Here is a 17412-nt window from a genome sequence, read left to right as displayed (position 1 = left end):
CTCAGGGTTCAGCGGCGACCATGACATAAGCAACCTTAACGTCAATGAAGTTGGTCGTTGCGCGCTATTCAGATTCGTCGAGCCGTTTCGCCGTGACCTGTTTCACAACCTCGTCCGTCAGGCTCTTCTGACTGGTATAATACTGGGCATTGCGCAAGAGTTCCCCGAGCGCTGAATTGACGGTGATCGTGAACAGGAAGGGCTGGCCGGTCAGCACCTGATTTCCATCCCCATACGCAATCCCCTTCCGGCTCTTGCCTTCAAGGATCAGGGAGATCGTCATCCGGTCTCGCACATTGCCGTCGAGCCCGAGTTCGAGAACGGTGAAATCGAAATCCTTCAGCGCCTCAAACGCCATTTTGGCATTCGGATCGGCCGCCCCGGCGGAATCCCCGGCCGAGCCCTGATAGGAGATGTAGCCGCCTGTGGCGTCGGCTTTCAGACGGGCGTCACGGACAAGGATGTTCGTACCGTCAATGTCGATGGGGAACCGACCGGACACGGTGCCCGTGGCCCGCGTATCCGGCAGTTTCAGCACTTCTACCAGTTTCGCCAATTCGATGGCATCCGCCGTGACTTCAATGTTCTGCTGCTCCCCGCCCAGCGTCCATACAAAGGAGGGCAGCGCGAGCGTGCCGCCCGCAAATGGGAAGGAGGCCGACTCGACCTTGAATTGCGTCCCTTCGACCAATTGGAAGATGATCTCGCCATTTTCCAGCGGAACACCGGGATTCAGCCGCTCAACCAAAATGGTCTGGCCGGGCTCTGTGGTCAGCGCGAGAAGCTCGCTGAATGTCACGGTGCCGTTGACGCCCTGCACCCGGCCAAGCCGGGTCGTCTGGAAGCCAAATTCGGACACCGACACCTGACCCGTCCCTTCGATCTTGCCTTCGACAATGTCGAACCGTGCAGACGCCGCCAGTCCGCCGCGCGCATCGGTGAAGACGCCGCGCAGCCTGTCCGACAGCCGCCAGGGCTGCAATCCGCCAGGTTCGAATTGCAGGTCACGGCTCTCAATACCCGCGCTCCCGCTCAGCTTCGTCACATCAAGGCGCAACAACGTGTCCGCCACGCTGATCCCGTTGGATGCCAGCCTCAGGGGCCCCGTCATGTAGAAGTCCGCGCCGTTGAGCGTTGCGTCCAGGTCTGCCGTCAGGGGCTGGTAGAGCGGGTCGTCGCGATAATCCCGGATGATCACGCCATCGGCGCTCATGCCGCCCTTCACGCCGCTGTCTCCGGTCGTGCCATCGAAGCGGAAGTCGCTGGAGGTGACGTTGGCGGGAATGAGCGAGCCGTTGAATGTGGTTGCGCCCAGTCGGGCCGAAAGCGCCGGGGCAGCGTTGATTCGCGTGGCAACGCCCAATCTGAGGGCGTCCCCTTCAATGGTGAGGGTTTCCTCGCCAATGTTCAGGGCCAGCGCGACCGTGTCCGAGACGGCTGATACGCTTGCGGTCTTGCCGCCCGTCCAGTCGATCGCGGCATTGGTGAACTTCACCGTGCCGGAATTGGACGAAAAGGCGACCGGAAGCGACAAGTCTCCCAGCCTGGTCGCGCCCGCAAACCCGGCCCCCGGCGCGACGAAATCCTTGCCTTCAGGACAGATCGGCGTCTGGAACGCGCCAAGACTGACAGACCCAAAGCGCAGTCCCTGGCTGTTCAGCGTCAGGCAGGCCCGGTTCGGTGTGGACACCCGCCAACCGGCCTTGCTCGACGCGACAAGCAATTCTCCCGCAACACTGGTAGAGTTGAGATCGAAGCCGGACAGGTTTCCAGCCACGCCGATGCGGCCGGACGTTTGAAGGGTCATCTCCCCTTCTCCGACACGCTCATAGTCGATCTGCTTGAGATTGGCCGACAGGGTACGTCCGCCCGCTGTCCACGGCGACAGGCTCAGACCCGTTGCGTTGAACCGGGACAGTCCGGCCTCACCCATGCGGACATCAAGGTCTGCGGAGAAGGCCGGGAGGCCGCCACCGCTCATGTCGAGATGCCCCGTCACGGAGCGGTCGTGCCCTGCCCAGGACAGCCAACGGCCTTCCGGCCCCGGCTCAATACCCAGCGCGAGCCCGGATTGAGAGGTCAATTGCACTGGTCCCTCCGCCGAGATCGCCCAGCCCTCCGCGCTGCGCCGGGCCTGAACGGACGCGGCCCCATCGAACGCTGCCAGAATACGACGCAGCGCGTTCGTGAGGCTGGTCTCATGTGCGGCGAACGTATCGGGCAAATTCACGAAGTCGAGCAATTGGCTGGTCGTTCCCGCGTTCAGCGACGTGCCGGAGGTCGACAGGTCAGCTTCGAACCCGATGTCGCCGTCGACGGACCGCAGGAGCGTTCCGCGCATCGAGGCTGCCTGCGCCCGCCCCTGCGGGATTTCAAGATCGTTGGCAGAGGCGAGGATTGGGCCGTTCACGCGTCCCGCTTCACCTTCAAGATCGAATTCCAGTGCGATGTCACGGCCGGCAAATGCACTGCCGGACACTTTGACGGCGTTCGCTTCGGCCGAGGCCTCAACCAGAGCAGTGAGGATCGAGTCGAGGTCCGAGGATGGCAGGCGGGCCAGAATGGCACGGCCGCTCGTGGCTGCCTCCGAGACGGCATAGCCGCCCCAGGCTGCGCTCGTGATGTCGCCATCCCAGACAATTTGTGTGTCGCCCTCTCCGCTGAGCGGCGAGTTCAGCAGGGCGGTCAGCTGAACGTCACGGGCCTGAACGCCCCGGACATCGGCCTCGGCCAGATCGAGAAACGCCTCGCCCTCCAATTGGCCGTCGCTCGCGGTTACGTCGATCCGCCCTTCCGACCAGACCAGCGTACCGTCCGGCCCGGACAGGGACACCGGGTCCAGCGTCATCTGCAATGTGCCAGATTGCGGGAATTCGCCTTCCAGATTGACCGACGCGCCGATCTCGCCAGCGCTCGTGACCAGCACGACCCGACCATCGGTAATCTTCACCGGGGGCAGAGCGCTGCTACCTTCCCCGCCAGAACTGCTACTGCCGAGGCCTTCAAGCCCGTAAAAGCGAATGCCGCGATCATCCAGTGTGCCGCGCAATTTAGGCGCCGTGATCGCCACAGCCCCAAGCGAGGGGACCAAGCCCTTCCAGGTGAGGTTTGCCGTCACGTCTTCCGCCCTGAAGGGCACATGGTCGCCGGATTTGACCCGGACGCCGGAAATCACCGCGCCGCCGGGTCCGAGGCGCTCGATATTCGCCTCGCAGACCAAGGATTGTTCGTGGCACCATTGGGCAAGGGCCTGATGGGCGATGTACTTCCGTCCCAGCCAGCTAAGGGCCACAAACAGGAGGATCAGGGTCAGGATCGCCACCAGCAGCCACCGCCCCCATTTCAGGCGCCGCCTGCCCGTCTTCGAGCCTTCAACCTCTAAATCTTTGTAATGTGGCGTATTCACTGATGGTTCCGGCTTGCTTCTTGCTTTGGTTGGCTACTAGGATTTGTAGGAGAGCAAGAAGGCCAAATTGAGCAAAATTGTCGTTTCTTAACGTATAAACGGTATAAAAGGTCCTTCTGACATTCACAGTCCTGAGAGACAGAGGTGCTGGGTGGCACTGGAGTGAGGGAGAGCGCGCCATGATGCATGACGTGAGTACAATTGAGACTAATACCGCCGAGCCCAGCCGCACGGTGTCGCATGGGGTGAAAAGCCTGGTCGTCTTGGGCCTGCTGGGATCTGTTTCGGCAGTTCTGGGCCTGGTGACGATCGGCCCGTCCAACGATCCGGTCGGAATGGGGGCCGCGCACGCCTCCCCGGCCCCGCCGCCGCTGGCGACGACACTGCTGTCCGCCACGGAATTCGAGCCCGGTCTCGGCACTCCTGATCATTTGAGCGACACGCTGAAGAGCCGCGAGACACTGACCGAACTGGTTACCCGGCTCGGCGCGCAGCCTTCCGATGCCGCCGCCGCGCTGCACACGATCTATGAAAAGGAATTGCTGGACCCAAGGCGCCTGCGCCCGGGGGTCAAGGCAGATGCCTTCATCACGAATGGCCAGCTGACCGCCCTGAACATCAAGGCAGATGCCGAACGCAACCTCTTCATTACCCGCTCGGCCTCCGGTGGCTGGACGGCCAGCGAGCTGAAAGCCCGCCTCAGCCCGACCTATCACCGTGTGGCGGCGCCGATCGAAACCTCGATCTATGAGGCTGCCCGCAAGCTGGGCGCCGGTGACCAGCAGGTCGTCGATTTTGCCAGCGCCTTTGCCTATGACGTGGATTTCCAGCGGGAGATCCATCCGGGTGACTCCTTCGAGATGGTCTATGAGACCCAGGTTGACGAGCACGGCACGCCCGTGAAGAGCGGTGACCTCGTCTATGCCAAGCTGAACGGACGTGCCCTGACGCGCGGCTTCTACCGTTTCGCGCCGAGCGATGACGGGGTGCCCGATTATTTCGACGAGAATGGCGAGAGCGCCACGAAATTCCTGATGAAGACGCCGATCAACGGCGCGCGCCTGTCGTCATCCTTCGGCAATCGCCGCCATCCGATCTCCGGCTATAACCGCCTGCACAAGGGCACCGATTTCGCCGCCCCGTCCGGGACGCCGATCTATGCGGCCGGCAATGGCACGGTGGAGCGCGCGAGCCGCTATGGCGGCTATGGCAATTATGTCCGCATCAAGCACGCCAACAATTACAAGACCGCCTATGCGCACATGTTGCGCTATGGACCGGGTGTGCGTGCCGGCAAGCGTGTCCGTCAGGGTGACGTGATCGGCTATGTCGGATCCACCGGCGCCTCGACGGGTCCGCATCTGCATTATGAAGTCTACATCAAGGGCAAGCCGGTCAATGCGATGAAGCTTAAACTGCCGACCGGGCGCAAGCTGGCGGAAACGCCGGACATGCTGGCCGAGTTCGAAGCCCGCAAGGCCGAGATCGACGCCATCCGCACGGCCCAAGGCGCGCAATTGATGGCGGCCACCCCGCTGGTCAATCCCCGCTCACCGTAAACGGAGTATCGCGGAGCCAATAAGGCTCCGCGCATTCACTGGTCTATTGTGCCGGATGATGTGCCTGAAGGAAGGCTAGCGTCTGCTTCAGCACATCTGTCCGTGCGTATGTGGACTGCAGGAAGTGATCCTCGCCTTCCATTTCCACAAAGGTGAAATTCGGACGGTTTCCTGCCTCGCTGCGCATCTGGGTGAATTGGCGGAACGGCACGCGGGTATCCTCCCGGCCATGCATGACCAGCGTGTTCGCAGAAATGGTATTCACCTGACGTACTGGCATGATGGCCGCCCGGCTGGCTTCGTCCGAGAAACGGCCGGATCCCAACATGGCTTCATACTCATTGTAGGCATCACTTTTCGGGGTGAAGTCCGCCAGGCGCAGGATCGGGTCGGTGACCCCGTTCACGGAAATCGCGCATTTGACCTGAGCGGCATCCCGCGCCGCCACCATGAGCGCGGAATATCCGCCATAACTGCCTCCGACGATGCAATAGCCCCCCGGATTGGCGAGGCCCTGCGCCACAGCCCATGCGGCGCCGTCTATGACGTCGTCAACCATCTTGCCCCCATATTCGCCATAGCCAGCGAAGTGGTGCGCCGGACTTGATCCGGTCGATCCACGATAGTTCGGTCGCAGCACGGCATAGCCGGCTTCTGCATAGGCACCCGACCACCAGTCGAACGAGGCCGTGTCATGCAAGAAAGGCCCGCCATGCGGCAACACGACCAGCGGGAATGGCCCGTCCGCCTGCGTCTTGCCCTGCGGCAGCGTCACAAAGCCGGGCACCGTCAAGCCATCACGCGCCTCGTACGAAATCGAAATGACATTTCCGACAGGGCGATTCACCAGATGGGATCCGGCGCTTCCTAGTCCGCCCATGGTTCCGGCTGCGGAATCATAGACAAAGTAATCGGCGGGGCGCCCGGCCTCTTCCAGGGCGACGGTGACTTTCGATCTGTCCGCTGTCCATGACGTGATCGTCACATGCTTGCCCGGCATGGCAGCCTCGATCGCCGACTGGGCGGCATCAAGTTCCGGCACAAGAAAGACCTGCTGGTCCCATTCGCCGCCATACTCCACGCCCACCAGAGTCCGCGTATACGGATCAATAATGGTCGCCGCGCCGCTGGCGGGCCGGTCCCCGATCATGACTGGTGATATCGCACCGTCACGCAATGACATGTAATTGAGGCCATGATTTTCCCCACGGTCGATCCAGACGATGAGATCGCCCACGCTTTCCTCAAGAGCAATGAGGCTGAGATTCCGGACATCAATATCGGTTTCCGAATAAATCTCGTCGCGTCCCTTGTAGACGGTGGACGTGCCAAGGTTCGTATCGCGGCGCAGGCGGGCGACTTCCCGTCCATACTGATCGAACACCACCTCATCGGTATGCTTGGGAAATGTCTCGGCCTTCCGGCTTTTTCCATTCTTCAAGTCCACAATATAGGTACGCGGCAGCCACCCGCCCGTGGACTTTGTGGGCATGATCGTTCCGGACGTTTCGCCACCATCATACATCCAGCCAAGCGCAAGCACCTTGTGCTTTTCCTGCGGTAACAGGGAAACGATGTTCGATGTATTCACCATGCCCCGCATGTCACTCATCAACATGGTCGACTCGCCGGAATTCACATCATACGAGACCGCGCGCTTGGCTTCGAATTCCTGCATGCCACTCTGGGTCTGCAACCGTTCGAAAGAGCCGAAGCGGAAGATCAGGCGTTCTTCATCCGCCCAGAAGAAATCCTTCAGGCGGTAGGTAGAGTCGAGCCCCAGCAGCGCAGGTTCGGCCCCACCCGTCAGATCGAACACACATAGAGATGGCAGCCCCTGGGGGGCGCATTCGATGGCAAGGTGCGTGCCTTGGGGGGATATCTGAGGCGAGGCGATTCCTGCGGCGCGGCCATAGAGTTCGGCAATTTCGTTCGTGTCCGCACGCGCCGTCTGGAGTGCAGCCGCCAGTATCACCGCGAGCGCGGGCAAAATCTTTGTCTTCAAATGCAAGATGGCCTCCCTGTTGCCAGGAAGGCCACCATGATTACTGAAAGGGATCAACCCTTAGTTCAGGGCCGCTGCACCTTTTGCGAACCCGTTCGGGACACCGTTGATGGAGAGCTGGTCGCCCTCGACGCCGATCTCGATGGTCTCGCCATCATGGATGCGCCCCTCCAGCAGAAGCCGGGCAAGCGGGTCCTGAAGTTCCTTCTGGATGACCCGTTTCAGGGGCCGCGCCCCATAGACGGGGTCATAGCCGCGCGCGGCCAGCCAGTTGCGGGCATCAAGGCTCAGCTGCAGCGTCATCTTCCGGTCCTTCAGAAGCGCTTCGAGGCGTTCCATCTGGATGTCGACGATATGGTCGATCTCGCCACGGCCCAGCCGCTTGAAGAAGACGATCTCGTCGATCCGGTTGATGAATTCCGGCCGGAAATGCATGCGGATGGCGCCCATGACAGCATCCTTCGCCGCGTCCGACACATCGCCCTCCTCACCGCTCGCCAGCGCATCTGCACCGAGGTTCGATGTCATGATGATGATCGTGTTCTTGAAGTCGACCGTACGGCCCTGACCATCGGTCAGGCGGCCATCATCAAGGACTTGCAACAGCGTGTTGAACAGGTCCGGATGGGCCTTTTCGACTTCGTCGAACAGGATGACCTGATAGGGCCGGCGCCGGACCGATTCCGTTAGTACACCACCTTCATCATAGCCGACATAGCCGGGAGGCGCGCCGATCAGACGGGCGACGGAATGCTTCTCGGAAAATTCCGACATGTCGAGCCGCAGGATCGCGGTATCGTCATCGAACATGAATTCGGCCAGCGCCTTGGTCAGCTCGGTCTTGCCGACGCCGGTCGGACCGACAAACAGGAAAGAGCCGATGGGCCGGTTCGGATCTTGCAGGCCCGCACGCGCCCGGCGCACGGCATTGGAAACAGCTTCCAGCGCCGCATCCTGGCCAACGACCCGCTTGCGCAAATCGTTTTCCATCTTGAGCAGTTTCTCACGCTCGCCTTCCATCATCTTGTCGACAGGAATGCCTGTCCACTTCGAGACAACGGCAGCGATATGCTCTGGACGGACGACTTCGGACACGAGGCCACCGTCGCCTTGGTCATCCTCACTACCTTCGACTTCGGCGATCAGCTTTTCGAGCTGCGGTATGGTCGCGAATTTCAGCTCGGACGCCTTGGCGAGATCGCCTTGGCGCTGGGCTTCCGCCATATCGGCATAGGCCCGGTCGAGCTGCTCTTTCGCAGAGGCAGCGCCCTTCAGCTTGTTCTTCTCGGCTGACCATGTCGACGTCAGTTCGTCAGACTTTGTTTGCAGGTCTGCAATCTCGCTCTCGATCGTCTTCAGGCGATCAACGGAAGCGGCATCCTTTTCCTTCTTGAGGGCTTCGGCTTCGATCCGGAGCTGCAGGAGGCGGCGGTCGATTTCGTCCAGTTCTTCCGGCTTGGAGTCGACCTGCATGCGCAGGCGCGCGGAAGCTTCGTCCATCAAGTCGATGGCCTTGTCCGGCAGGAAACGGTCCGTGATGTAGCGGTTCGACAAATTTGCGGCAGACACAATCGCCGCATCCGATACGCGGATCCCGTGATGGGCCTCATACCGGCCTTTCAGGCCACGGAGAATGGAAATCGTGTCAGCTACGGTCGGCTCATCGACGAAGACCGCCATGAACCGGCGCGCCAGAGCGGGGTCGCCTTCGACATGCTTGCGGTACTCGTCGAGCGTGGTCGCACCGATACAGTGCAGTTCGCCGCGCGCCAGGGCTGGCTTCAGCAAATTGGAGGCATCCATCGCGCCATCGGCCTTGCCTGCGCCCACCAGCGTGTGCATCTCGTCAATGAACAGGACGACGCCGCCTTCCGCCTGCTGAACTTCATTCAGCACAGCTTTCAGACGCTCCTCGAATTCACCGCGAAACTTCGCCCCGGCGATCAGCGCGCCCATGTCGAGCGCAAGCAGGCGTTTGCCCTTCAGGCTTTCTGGTACATCGCCATTGACGATGCGCAGCGCCAAGCCTTCGGCGATGGCGGTTTTACCCACGCCGGGCTCACCGATCAGGACGGGATTGTTCTTGGACCGGCGGGACAGGACCTGGATCGCGCGGCGGATTTCCTCGTCGCGGCCAATGACCGGATCGAGCTTGCCTTCGCGGGCATCCTTGGTGAGGTCGCGGGCATATTTCTTGAGCGCCTCATAACCTTCTTCGGCATTCTCGCTGTCGGCCGTGCGGCCCTGGCGAAGCTCGGCCACCGCGCCTTCGAGGCCAGAAGGTGTGACGCCGGCATTTGCCAGCACGTCTGCAGCCGGATCATTCTTCAGGCTGGCCAGGGCCAGCAACAGGCGCTCGACGGTAACAAAGCTGTCGCCCGCTTTCTTGGCGCCCTCTTCTGCCGACTGGAAAAGCTGGGCCCCTGCCTGTTCGAGCCGCAGGCCGGAGCTTGCGCCCTGCACTTTGGGCAATTTGCCGAGCGCTGTATCAACGCCTTGCGCCACCAGTTCCGGCCGGCCGCCGCTTGCGCGGATCAGGTTCACAGCCAGCTGGTCGCGGTCTTCCAGCATGGTTTTCAGGACATGGGCCGGTGTCAGCACCTGATGCCCGTTTGCGAGGGCAGCCGTCTGGGCGCCCTGGATGATCGCGCGGGCGCGTTCGGTATATTGTTCAATATTCATCTACATCCCCTTTGAAAGGCAGATCATGGAAGGTTCTGGATGATGGCCCCGCTCAGCGGCAGCCGGTATCCGGTTCTTCCCTGATGTGGGTAGCCTTTATCTGTCTTACAACCGCCCGTATTGTTACGATAGGCGCAAGAAAAAGCCCGGCCTGCGAGATGGCAGCCGGGCTCTTTGAAATGTGTATGACAGCCTCACCCTCAGTCAGTGGTTTCGGCGGACGCCTCTTTGGGCTGGGCGCTATCATCTGCCTTTGGCGCCGCTTTCCGGCGGCCACGGGAAACAGTCTTCAACACGCCATCGGTCTCAGCCTCAGGGGCGTCGTCCGATTTTTCGCGTTTGGCGTAAGGCTTGCGGCGGGTGCGCGAGCGGGGCTTTTCAGCCTTGTCATCGCTATCTTCAGACCGGTCGGAGCTCTCGGAAGACTCATCACTGCGGGAAGCAGCCTCGCCAGGAGACTCGCTGTCACGGCTGGAGCGGTCATCGTCATCACGGCTTTTGGTGCGCGATTCGACTTCGGCTTCCTGCTTGGAGGAATTGTCGCTGTCGGAGTTGCTGCTGTCACTGTCATCACGGTCGTCGCGGCGAGTGTCGCGATTCTGGTTGCGCTGCTGCTGGGAGCGTTCTTTCGCTTCCGTCTGCTTGGCCACAATCCGCTGATAGTGTTCGGCAAACTGGTAATAGGCTTCGGACAGGATCCGGTCGCCGCTCGTCTGCGCGTCACGAGCATATTGCTGATACTTGTCCAGCACCTGCTGGGCAGATCCACGAATCTTTACATCCGGACCGACGCTTTCATAGTGACGATTCGGATTGTTATGGCTGTTCTGGCTGCTACCGCCTGAGCGACGATTGCGCCCACGTGAACGTTTCATGCAGATCTTCCCGTTTCATGCGCCTGATCTGTTTTCAGGCAATTCCCAGCGCAACCGGCCTTCTGGATAAAGTGGCCCCAGCCCTTGATTTGCGCGAGTCTTGTGAGGGGGACATGCAGTTACACCGTGTGTGGTCGCCGTCTCACGAGAATCTTCTAGCGTGACTTTCACAATACGCCAAGAAGAAATGTAAGTATTACACAACAGGGCGTTGCGCGACGATGGCCCGGTCATTTCCACCGAGATCGTTCAGACAGGAGATGGCCTCGAATCCCGCCATTTCAAGCAGCCCGCTGACGGATTCCCTCTGATCATACCCGATCTCGAACACTAGCCAGGCACCGGGTTTCATGGCTGCGGCCCCCAACTGGACAATCTCCCGATAGGCGTCGAGGCCGTCGGCGCCGCCATCCAGCGCTGCGGCCGGATCATGGTCCCTGACTTCCGGCATCAGGCCGGCCATCTCCGCGCTGACGATATAGGGAGGATTGGAAATAATCAGGTCCGCCTCATTCCATTTCTGCCAGCCAGACCAGGGGCCATCGTGAATGGACGCACGATCAGACTGGCCGAGGCGGGACAGGTTTTCGCGGGCGAGCGCCGCGGCCTCCGGACTCGCCTCCACGCCTTCCCCGCTCGCTTCGGGACGATGCGCAAGGATCGCGGAGAGAAGGCATCCACTCCCCGTTCCGAGGTCGGCGACGAAGACCGGCTGCCCCTCGGGGATGCGCGCGAGGGCGGCCTCGACCACGATCTCACTGTCCGGACGCGGGATCAGCGCGCGGGCATCGCTCAGGAAGTCGAGCCCGTAGAATTCGGTCGTGCCGAGGATGTGCTGGAGCGGTTCACGCGTGGCGCGGCGCGCTATGACGTCTGAAAAATCGGAAATGGTTTCATCCGAAACCGGATCGCCGCCACGCGCGATAAGGTCTGCCGACTGACAGCCCGCAACATGGGCTAGCAACCAGCGGGATTCGAGCCGGGCTGTCTCTATGCCGGCCTCGCGCAATTGAGCCGCGCCTTCTGCCAGCAGGATATCATACGTCTTGCCAGGCAGCTCAGTTTGCCTCCATTGCGGCCAGCTTCCGGGCCCGGTCTTCCGTGATCAGCGCTTCAACAACATCGTTCAGCTTGTCGCCGGTGATGATCTTGTCGAGGGAGTATAGGGTCAGGCCAATGCGGTGATCGGTGACGCGGTTTTCGGGGTAATTATAGGTCCGAACCTTCTGGCTGCGGTCGCCGGTACCAATCTGGCTGGCGCGCGCTTCGGCGCGTTCCGCGTCGCGCTCGGAGCGCTCTTTCTCGTAGAGGCGGATTTTCAGCTGTTCCATCGCCTTCTCGCGGTTGACGTGCTGGGACTTTTCCGAACTCGTCACCATGATACCAGTCGCAAGGTGCGTGATCCGCACAGCCGAATCCGTCGTGTTGACGTGCTGCCCGCCGGCGCCGGATGACCGCATTGTGTCGATACGGATGTCTTCCGGCTTCACCTCGATCTCGACATTCTCAGGTGCAGGCAGAACCGCCACGGTCGCCGCCGACGTATGAATACGGCCCTGCGTCTCGGTGGCCGGGACGCGCTGGACGCGGTGCACGCCGCTTTCCCATTTCATGTGACCAAACACGCCATCGCCAGCAATATTGGCGACAATTTCCTTATAGCCGCCGGCATCGCCTTCAGAGGCGTCGACCACTTCGACCTTCCAGCCCATGGTCTGCGCGTAGCGGGTATACATGCGGTAGAGATCGCCCGCGAATAGCGCGGCCTCGTCGCCCCCCGTGCCGGCCCGGACTTCAAGCACGATGTTCGCCGCATCATCGACATCCTTGGGCAGCAGCAGGACCTGCATCTCCTGCTCAAGGTTCGGCAGGCGGTCCTTGATGTCCTCGATTTCCATCTGGGCGAGTTCCGCCATTTCGGCGTCGCCAGAGGAAGCCAGTGCCTGCGCCTCCTCCAGGCCCTTGCGTGCAGTCATGACTTCCCGTGCCTTGTCGACGACGGGTTTGAGTTCGGAATGCTCCTTGGACAGGGCGATGATCTCGTCGGTTTCGGTCGTCGCGCCCATGCGCGCCTCGACCTGTTCGAAACGATCAACAACCTGTTGGAGCCGGGAAAGAGAAAGAGTAGCCATCCGCGCCCTTTAGAGCGCTTTTGGCCACCTGATAAGTCCCTTCGGCTGTGATTGCCTGCCTCAGACGAGAATGCGGATCACTTCCTTGCCAGCCAGTACGATCAGCGTGATCGAGGCGAGCGCAAAGACAGAGAAACGCAAAGTCACCTTCGGCGACAGGATCTGGACGAAGGAATGCACGATGCGCAGGCCGACATAGATCCAGGCCAACAGGGTCGCGACATGGTCCCCGCCGCCCGTCAGCGCCGCGAAGAATACGAGCGCATAGAATATCGTCGGCTGCTCATGGAGATGATTGTAATTATCGGCGACCGAGCGGACATTTGCCGGCAGCTTGTCACCAAAGGTACCGGGATGGCGGGCATCATCCGGGTTGATCTGGGCCTTCTGCATGGCCGGAATGCGCGTAGCATACATCCACAACCAGAGGATCAGCGTCCACACGACCAGGGCAAGGACAGGATAGAGAAATTCGACATTGATTGGCATTTGGGCCTCCCACAGCTTTTTTGTTCTGTATGGAGCTTATGCGCTATTCTGCTGCATGAACAGCACCTTGCTTGCGCGCCGCACCTGGAAATTGCGCATCAATGAAGGCAATGAACGTCTCGATATCCTCAGATACGATGCTGTGCCCGCCCGGCCGGAGCCACCATGCGATGCCGGCGCCGGGGTCGAATTCCTGCTTCATGCCGCCTGCGGGCAAGCCCTCTTCGCCCGACGCCACATAGGCGTCGGAGGCTGACAGGGCGGCGCGAAAGGAAGAATTCGGATCGGACCAGACGTCCCGGCGGCCATTACCCAGCAGGACCGGCGTCGGGGCAAGCAGCGCGAGCAATTGGTGCTGGTCCACCGGCAATTCGTCCAGCCGGTTCAGCCAGTCCTGGGTCTGCGGTGCCAGCCAATGAGGATAGGATTCCGCCATGCGCTTGAGCCCCTCGCCCGTTTCCGAACGTGACAGGGAGGCCCCCGCAAACCCGGCCTGATGGGCGATCACGGCATCGGCGCGCCGGTCCCAGGCTCCTGTAATCAATGCCGCCTTGCCGAAGCGCGAATGTCCGAACAGGATCATTGCCCCGGAATCAATCGCGTCCCGGCCTTCCAGCGCATCCATGGCGGCTGAATAGCCATAGGCCCACGCCATCAGCGTACTGGTCGGATTGATCGGGCCGCCAAGGTGCTCCATCACGTCTGGGGCTTCATTGCGGCGGTCGGGCACGAAATCGGAGCCATAGAAAGTGGCATAGGCGATGCCCGCATCCATGAAGCGTTCGAGCGGCACCTTGGCGATATAGGTGCCGAAAATCTGGGTCGCGAGATAGCCGAATGTGCCGTCCATCTCGCTGCCCTCGCACGGTGTTCCCGCAGTCGAGGTGACCGGATAGCCGGGGAAGGCGGCGCAATTGCTGGAAAAGGTCTGGCTGATCACGAGCGGGAAAGGCCCCTCGCCGGCCGGAATCGCGACGGCCAGCCAGAACTGGCTCGCGCCCTCGCCCATGCCGATCGTGACAGGTATCTCCTCCAACCGGCCCTTGCCGTCCAGCAGATTGGCCTCCACTAGCCGGGGCTCACCCCAACTGACCGGCATGCCCTCTGGCCAGGGCCCGTAAAGCACCTCCTCGAAGCTCTGCATCAGGCCTGTTCGGTAGGTTGGTTCGCTCATGATCGCGGCGACATTGAGGGCGGGCTGCGGGGCCGCCTTGTTCGCGGTTTCAAGGCTCGCATAGTTGAGCCCGAGCATGGTGCAGCTGCTCATCACCAGCGCCATCACGAAGATCAGCAACAGTAGTGGCAAGCGGACGAGAAACCAGACAATGGCGCGGAACATGTGAAGCATGAGCGTCTCCAACAGGAATAAGCGGCACCCTAGCGGCATTTCTTCGGCCGCCTACCCCCTCACGGAAAAGTGGTCAGGCTGCCCGTTCAGACTCGAACTGGGCGCGATACCGCCGCGAGCCCGGCACCTCGTCGCCCGTGTCCAGCCGCAGGGTCACATCCCCTTCGCCGGTCGGGAGAATCTCGCTCACCCGGTCGAGATTGACGATGTGCGAGCGATGCACCCGCACATGCCGCCCGCCAGCCGCATCCAGCAGACGTGACAACTCTGTCAATGTCAGGCGCGCCAGATAGGTTTTGCCCAGGGTGACCACTTCCACATAATTGCCCGCCGCCTTGGCCCAGACGATATCGGAGGCCGTCACGAAATAGGAGCGCCCGCCGGATTTCAGTGTCAGCCGGTGCAAATCGGTTGCGTCGCGTTGCGCCACCCTGGAATCAAGTGCGCGTTGCTCGACCAGTCGGTTCATCCAGAAGATCGCGGCGATCAGCGAATAGCTCAGCACATCCTTGCGGTATTCGTAGAGCCAGATCGAAACATTCGAGAGCCCGAAATCATACGGAATGCCGAAGACAATCGGCGTGAGCAGTTTCCTCAATGCCACCATGGCCAGGATATGTGCGACTGAGAACAGTATTGTCGCCGCTGCATGCACCAGCAGATTGGTGCGCCACTGCCCCGCCGAGAGAGGGAACCGGCTGAGCATGAAAGTGATAAAGGGCGTCAATGCCAGGATCACGCCATGCGAGGTCGCCTGGCTCAGCCAGGGCAGGTTTGGATACGGATCCCCGATCCGATTCAGCAAATGCTGGTCCGAAAGGGATTCCACCAGGAAAGACGCAAACAGGAAACAGCCGAAATAGAACCATGTCTTCCGGTCCGCGCGGCGGTCGGCTTCGATTTCCGGATGGGCGGCGCGTGTCTCCATGCCTCGCTTCCTGCCACAAGCCCGGCCAAGTCCGGAACAGAAATCTCAGGATTTCGTCCCTGAATACCGCCGTCCACCCCTCTGGCGGGTCATTCATCCCCCGCATCCACCGGACATCCCAATCCGCATGACCTGACAACAGGCGCGCGAGAGGCTGGGGTCAAACCTTCAGGAGATTCCCATGCCCAACGCCCCCGCCTTCCCGCGCCGATACGATCTCGACTGGCTGCGCATCATCGCCTTCGGCCTGCTCATTCTCTACCATTCCGGTATGTTCTACGTGACATGGGGCTGGCACGTGAAAAGCGTCCATGCGGGGCCCGAGGCCGAATGGGCCATGATGTTGCTGAACCCGTGGCGGCTCGCGCTGCTCTTCTTCATCTCCGGTGTGGCCCTGCGCTTTGCAGCCGACAAGCTGGGCGGCTCGAAACTGGCCCGGGAACGCGCCGTACGTCTGGGCCTGCCCATCCTGTTCGGCATGGCAGTCGTGGTCGCGCCGCAAAGCTGGCTGCAGCTGGTCGAATCCGGGGAGTTTTCAGGCAACTTCTTAGCCTTCTGGCCTCAATACCTTGATTTCGGGTCGGATTTTTCGATCACAACCCCCACCTGGAACCATCTCTGGTACATTGTGTACCTGCTCGTCTACACGCTGATGCTGGCACCGTTTGCTGGCCGGATCGCACGCTTCATGGGCGGCACAGGTGCGCAGATCACAAAGCGCCTGTTTGGCGGAAAATGGGGGCCAGCCGCGGCGCTTATCCTGCCCGTACTGCCGCACATCCTGTACCGCATTACCCTCGATCCCTACTTTGAAACCACCCACGACCTCACCTGGGACTGGGCCAATCACGCCCACAGCCTGACCATGCTGATGATTGGTTTCCTGCTGGCCAAGGATATCCATTTCTGGAGCGCAATCCGCCGCGTCCTGCCCTTTGCGGTCGGTCTGATGGTCGGCCTCGGCGCAGGCCTGTCGGTCATCTGGGCAAACTGGGAAATGCTCAGCGAGGGCGGAGACTGGGACTGGATCATCTGGCCAGCCCGCATCGCGCGCCTCGCCTATGCCTGGATCACCATCGCGGCCCTGCTCGGCCTTGCCGAACGCTACCTCAACCGGCCCAGCCGCGCGCTGACCTACATGACCGAGGCCATCTTTCCCTGGTACATCCTGCACCAGACGCTGACCGTCATGCTTGGCTTCTGGCTGACCCGGCAGGAACTCCCCGTAAGTATCGAAGCGCCGCTCGTCATCGGCGGCACATTTGCCGGCTGCGCCCTGTTGCACGAATTGGTCATTCGCCGCGTCGGCTTCCTGCGGCCCCTGTTCGGGCTGAAACCCGCCAGCGCGTCGCCCGTATCTAGAAAGGCGAGCGCGGCAGCGACAGTTTGAAAACGATCGCCAGCGCGCGGATCATGAAGGCTGCGAGGAGGCCGCCCCCAAAGGCAAAGGTCTCCTCGACGGCGCTCAGCTTGAGGAGGAAATAGACGAGCGACCCCATCAGGGCGGCCGTCGCATAGATGTCCTTCTTGAGCAGCAGCGGCTCTTCATTCGCCACGACATCGCGCAGCAGGCCGCCCGCGCTCGCCGTCATCGTGCCCATGATCAGCACGACCGGCCAGCCAAAGCCAAGCGACATGGCCTTCGCCGCGCCGGTCACCGCAAACAGCGCCATGCCGAACGCATCGGCCCAGCGCAGGGGCCGGAAATTCTCCAGCCAGCGATGAAAGAAGAACGCGGTAAAGCCCCCAGCCACCGCAAGGCCCAAGGTCTGCGTGTCCTCCAGCCAGAAGACCGGCTGGGACAGGATCAGGTCGCGCAGCGTACCGCCGCCAATCGCAGGCAGGAAGGCAAGTACGATCACGCCGAACATGTCCATCTGCTTGCGCACGGCGACAATGCCGCCGGAGATCGCAAACACGAACACACCGATCCGGTCGGCAAACAGGAGAAGCAAGTCTGGAGTCATTGAGCGATTAAATCGGCTTTG

General features: G+C 61.3%; 12 protein-coding genes. 2 read left to right on the top strand and 10 right to left on the bottom strand.

Annotation, left to right across the window (positions count from 1 at the left end; translation table 11 throughout):
- Positions 1-64: 64 nt before the first annotated feature.
- Positions 65-3406: an intermembrane phospholipid transport protein YdbH family protein gene (locus tag V7660_RS13905; protein ID WP_335603654.1), complete on the bottom strand. Its 3342-nt coding sequence runs from the start codon at positions 3404-3406 to the stop codon at positions 65-67.
- 179 nt (positions 3407-3585) lie between these two features.
- Here V7660_RS13905 and V7660_RS13900 point away from each other — a divergent pair, with 179 nt between their 5' ends.
- Complete coding sequence (locus V7660_RS13900; RefSeq protein WP_335603653.1) at positions 3586-4965, top strand: M23 family metallopeptidase; 1380 nt, start codon at positions 3586-3588, stop codon at positions 4963-4965.
- 43 nt (positions 4966-5008) lie between these two features.
- On the opposite strand, the gene V7660_RS13895 is transcribed toward V7660_RS13900, so the two are convergent.
- From V7660_RS13895 to V7660_RS13860, 8 genes are all read right to left on the bottom strand, one after another.
- On the bottom strand, positions 5009-6970 hold the full coding sequence (locus tag V7660_RS13895; protein ID WP_335603652.1) for an alpha/beta hydrolase family protein: 1962 nt from the start codon (positions 6968-6970) through the stop codon (positions 5009-5011).
- A gap of 60 nt (positions 6971-7030) precedes the next feature.
- Complete coding sequence (gene clpB, locus V7660_RS13890) at positions 7031-9652, bottom strand: ATP-dependent chaperone ClpB (protein ID WP_335603651.1); 2622 nt, start codon at positions 9650-9652, stop codon at positions 7031-7033.
- Positions 9653-9852: 200 nt separating this feature from the next.
- Positions 9853-10527, bottom strand: a complete 675-nt coding sequence (locus V7660_RS13885; RefSeq protein ID WP_335603650.1) for a DUF4167 domain-containing protein — start codon at positions 10525-10527, stop codon at positions 9853-9855.
- Positions 10528-10723: 196 nt separating this feature from the next.
- Positions 10724-11557: a peptide chain release factor N(5)-glutamine methyltransferase gene (gene prmC, locus V7660_RS13880; RefSeq protein WP_335603714.1), complete on the bottom strand. Its 834-nt coding sequence runs from the start codon at positions 11555-11557 to the stop codon at positions 10724-10726.
- 28 nt (positions 11558-11585) lie between these two features.
- Positions 11586-12659, bottom strand: a complete 1074-nt coding sequence (gene prfA, locus V7660_RS13875) for a peptide chain release factor 1 (protein ID WP_335603649.1) — start codon at positions 12657-12659, stop codon at positions 11586-11588.
- A gap of 60 nt (positions 12660-12719) precedes the next feature.
- On the bottom strand, positions 12720-13148 hold the full coding sequence (locus V7660_RS13870; RefSeq protein WP_335603648.1) for an MAPEG family protein: 429 nt from the start codon (positions 13146-13148) through the stop codon (positions 12720-12722).
- 43 nt (positions 13149-13191) lie between these two features.
- Positions 13192-14496 carry a glucuronyl esterase domain-containing protein gene (locus V7660_RS13865; RefSeq protein ID WP_335603647.1) on the bottom strand — a complete coding sequence of 435 codons (1305 nt, stop codon included), beginning with the start codon at positions 14494-14496 and terminating at the stop codon, positions 13192-13194.
- Between the two features lie 73 nt (positions 14497-14569).
- Positions 14570-15424 (bottom strand): LytR/AlgR family response regulator transcription factor, encoded by an 855-nt coding sequence (locus V7660_RS13860; protein ID WP_335603646.1) that lies wholly within the window; start codon positions 15422-15424, stop codon positions 14570-14572.
- A gap of 181 nt (positions 15425-15605) precedes the next feature.
- On the opposite strand from V7660_RS13860, the gene V7660_RS13855 reads away from it, so the two are divergent.
- Positions 15606-16814 (top strand): acyltransferase family protein, encoded by a 1209-nt coding sequence (locus tag V7660_RS13855; RefSeq protein ID WP_335603645.1) that lies wholly within the window; start codon positions 15606-15608, stop codon positions 16812-16814.
- Here the strand turns inward: V7660_RS13855 and V7660_RS13850 are convergent.
- Complete coding sequence (locus V7660_RS13850) at positions 16783-17391, bottom strand: trimeric intracellular cation channel family protein (RefSeq protein ID WP_335603644.1); 609 nt, start codon at positions 17389-17391, stop codon at positions 16783-16785. The genes V7660_RS13855 and V7660_RS13850 overlap by 32 nt on opposite strands.
- Between the last annotated feature and the right edge of the window lie 21 nt (positions 17392-17412).

The sequence above is a fragment of the Hyphomonas sp. genome (genome assembly GCF_036964145.1).
In the GTDB taxonomy this organism is placed as follows: domain Bacteria; phylum Pseudomonadota; class Alphaproteobacteria; order Caulobacterales; family Hyphomonadaceae; genus Hyphomonas.
The sequence above is the reverse complement of the archived record's forward strand: the minus strand, read 5'-3'. Positions and strand labels throughout refer to the sequence as shown.

Coding starts and splice junctions, on each gene's coding strand:
- V7660_RS13855 (WP_335603645.1), top strand. CDS start 15,606: ATGCCCAACGCCCCCGCCTTCCCGCGCCGATACGATCTCGACTGGCTG.
- clpB (WP_335603651.1), bottom strand. CDS start 9,652: ATGAATATTGAACAATATACCGAACGCGCCCGCGCGATCATCCAGGGC.
- V7660_RS13865 (WP_335603647.1), bottom strand. CDS start 14,496: ATGCTTCACATGTTCCGCGCCATTGTCTGGTTTCTCGTCCGCTTGCCA.
- V7660_RS13870 (WP_335603648.1), bottom strand. CDS start 13,148: ATGCCAATCAATGTCGAATTTCTCTATCCTGTCCTTGCCCTGGTCGTG.
- V7660_RS13850 (WP_335603644.1), bottom strand. CDS start 17,391: ATGACTCCAGACTTGCTTCTCCTGTTTGCCGACCGGATCGGTGTGTTC.
- V7660_RS13860 (WP_335603646.1), bottom strand. CDS start 15,424: ATGGAGACACGCGCCGCCCATCCGGAAATCGAAGCCGACCGCCGCGCG.
- V7660_RS13900 (WP_335603653.1), top strand. CDS start 3,586: ATGATGCATGACGTGAGTACAATTGAGACTAATACCGCCGAGCCCAGC.
- V7660_RS13885 (WP_335603650.1), bottom strand. CDS start 10,527: ATGAAACGTTCACGTGGGCGCAATCGTCGCTCAGGCGGTAGCAGCCAG.
- prfA (WP_335603649.1), bottom strand. CDS start 12,659: ATGGCTACTCTTTCTCTTTCCCGGCTCCAACAGGTTGTTGATCGTTTC.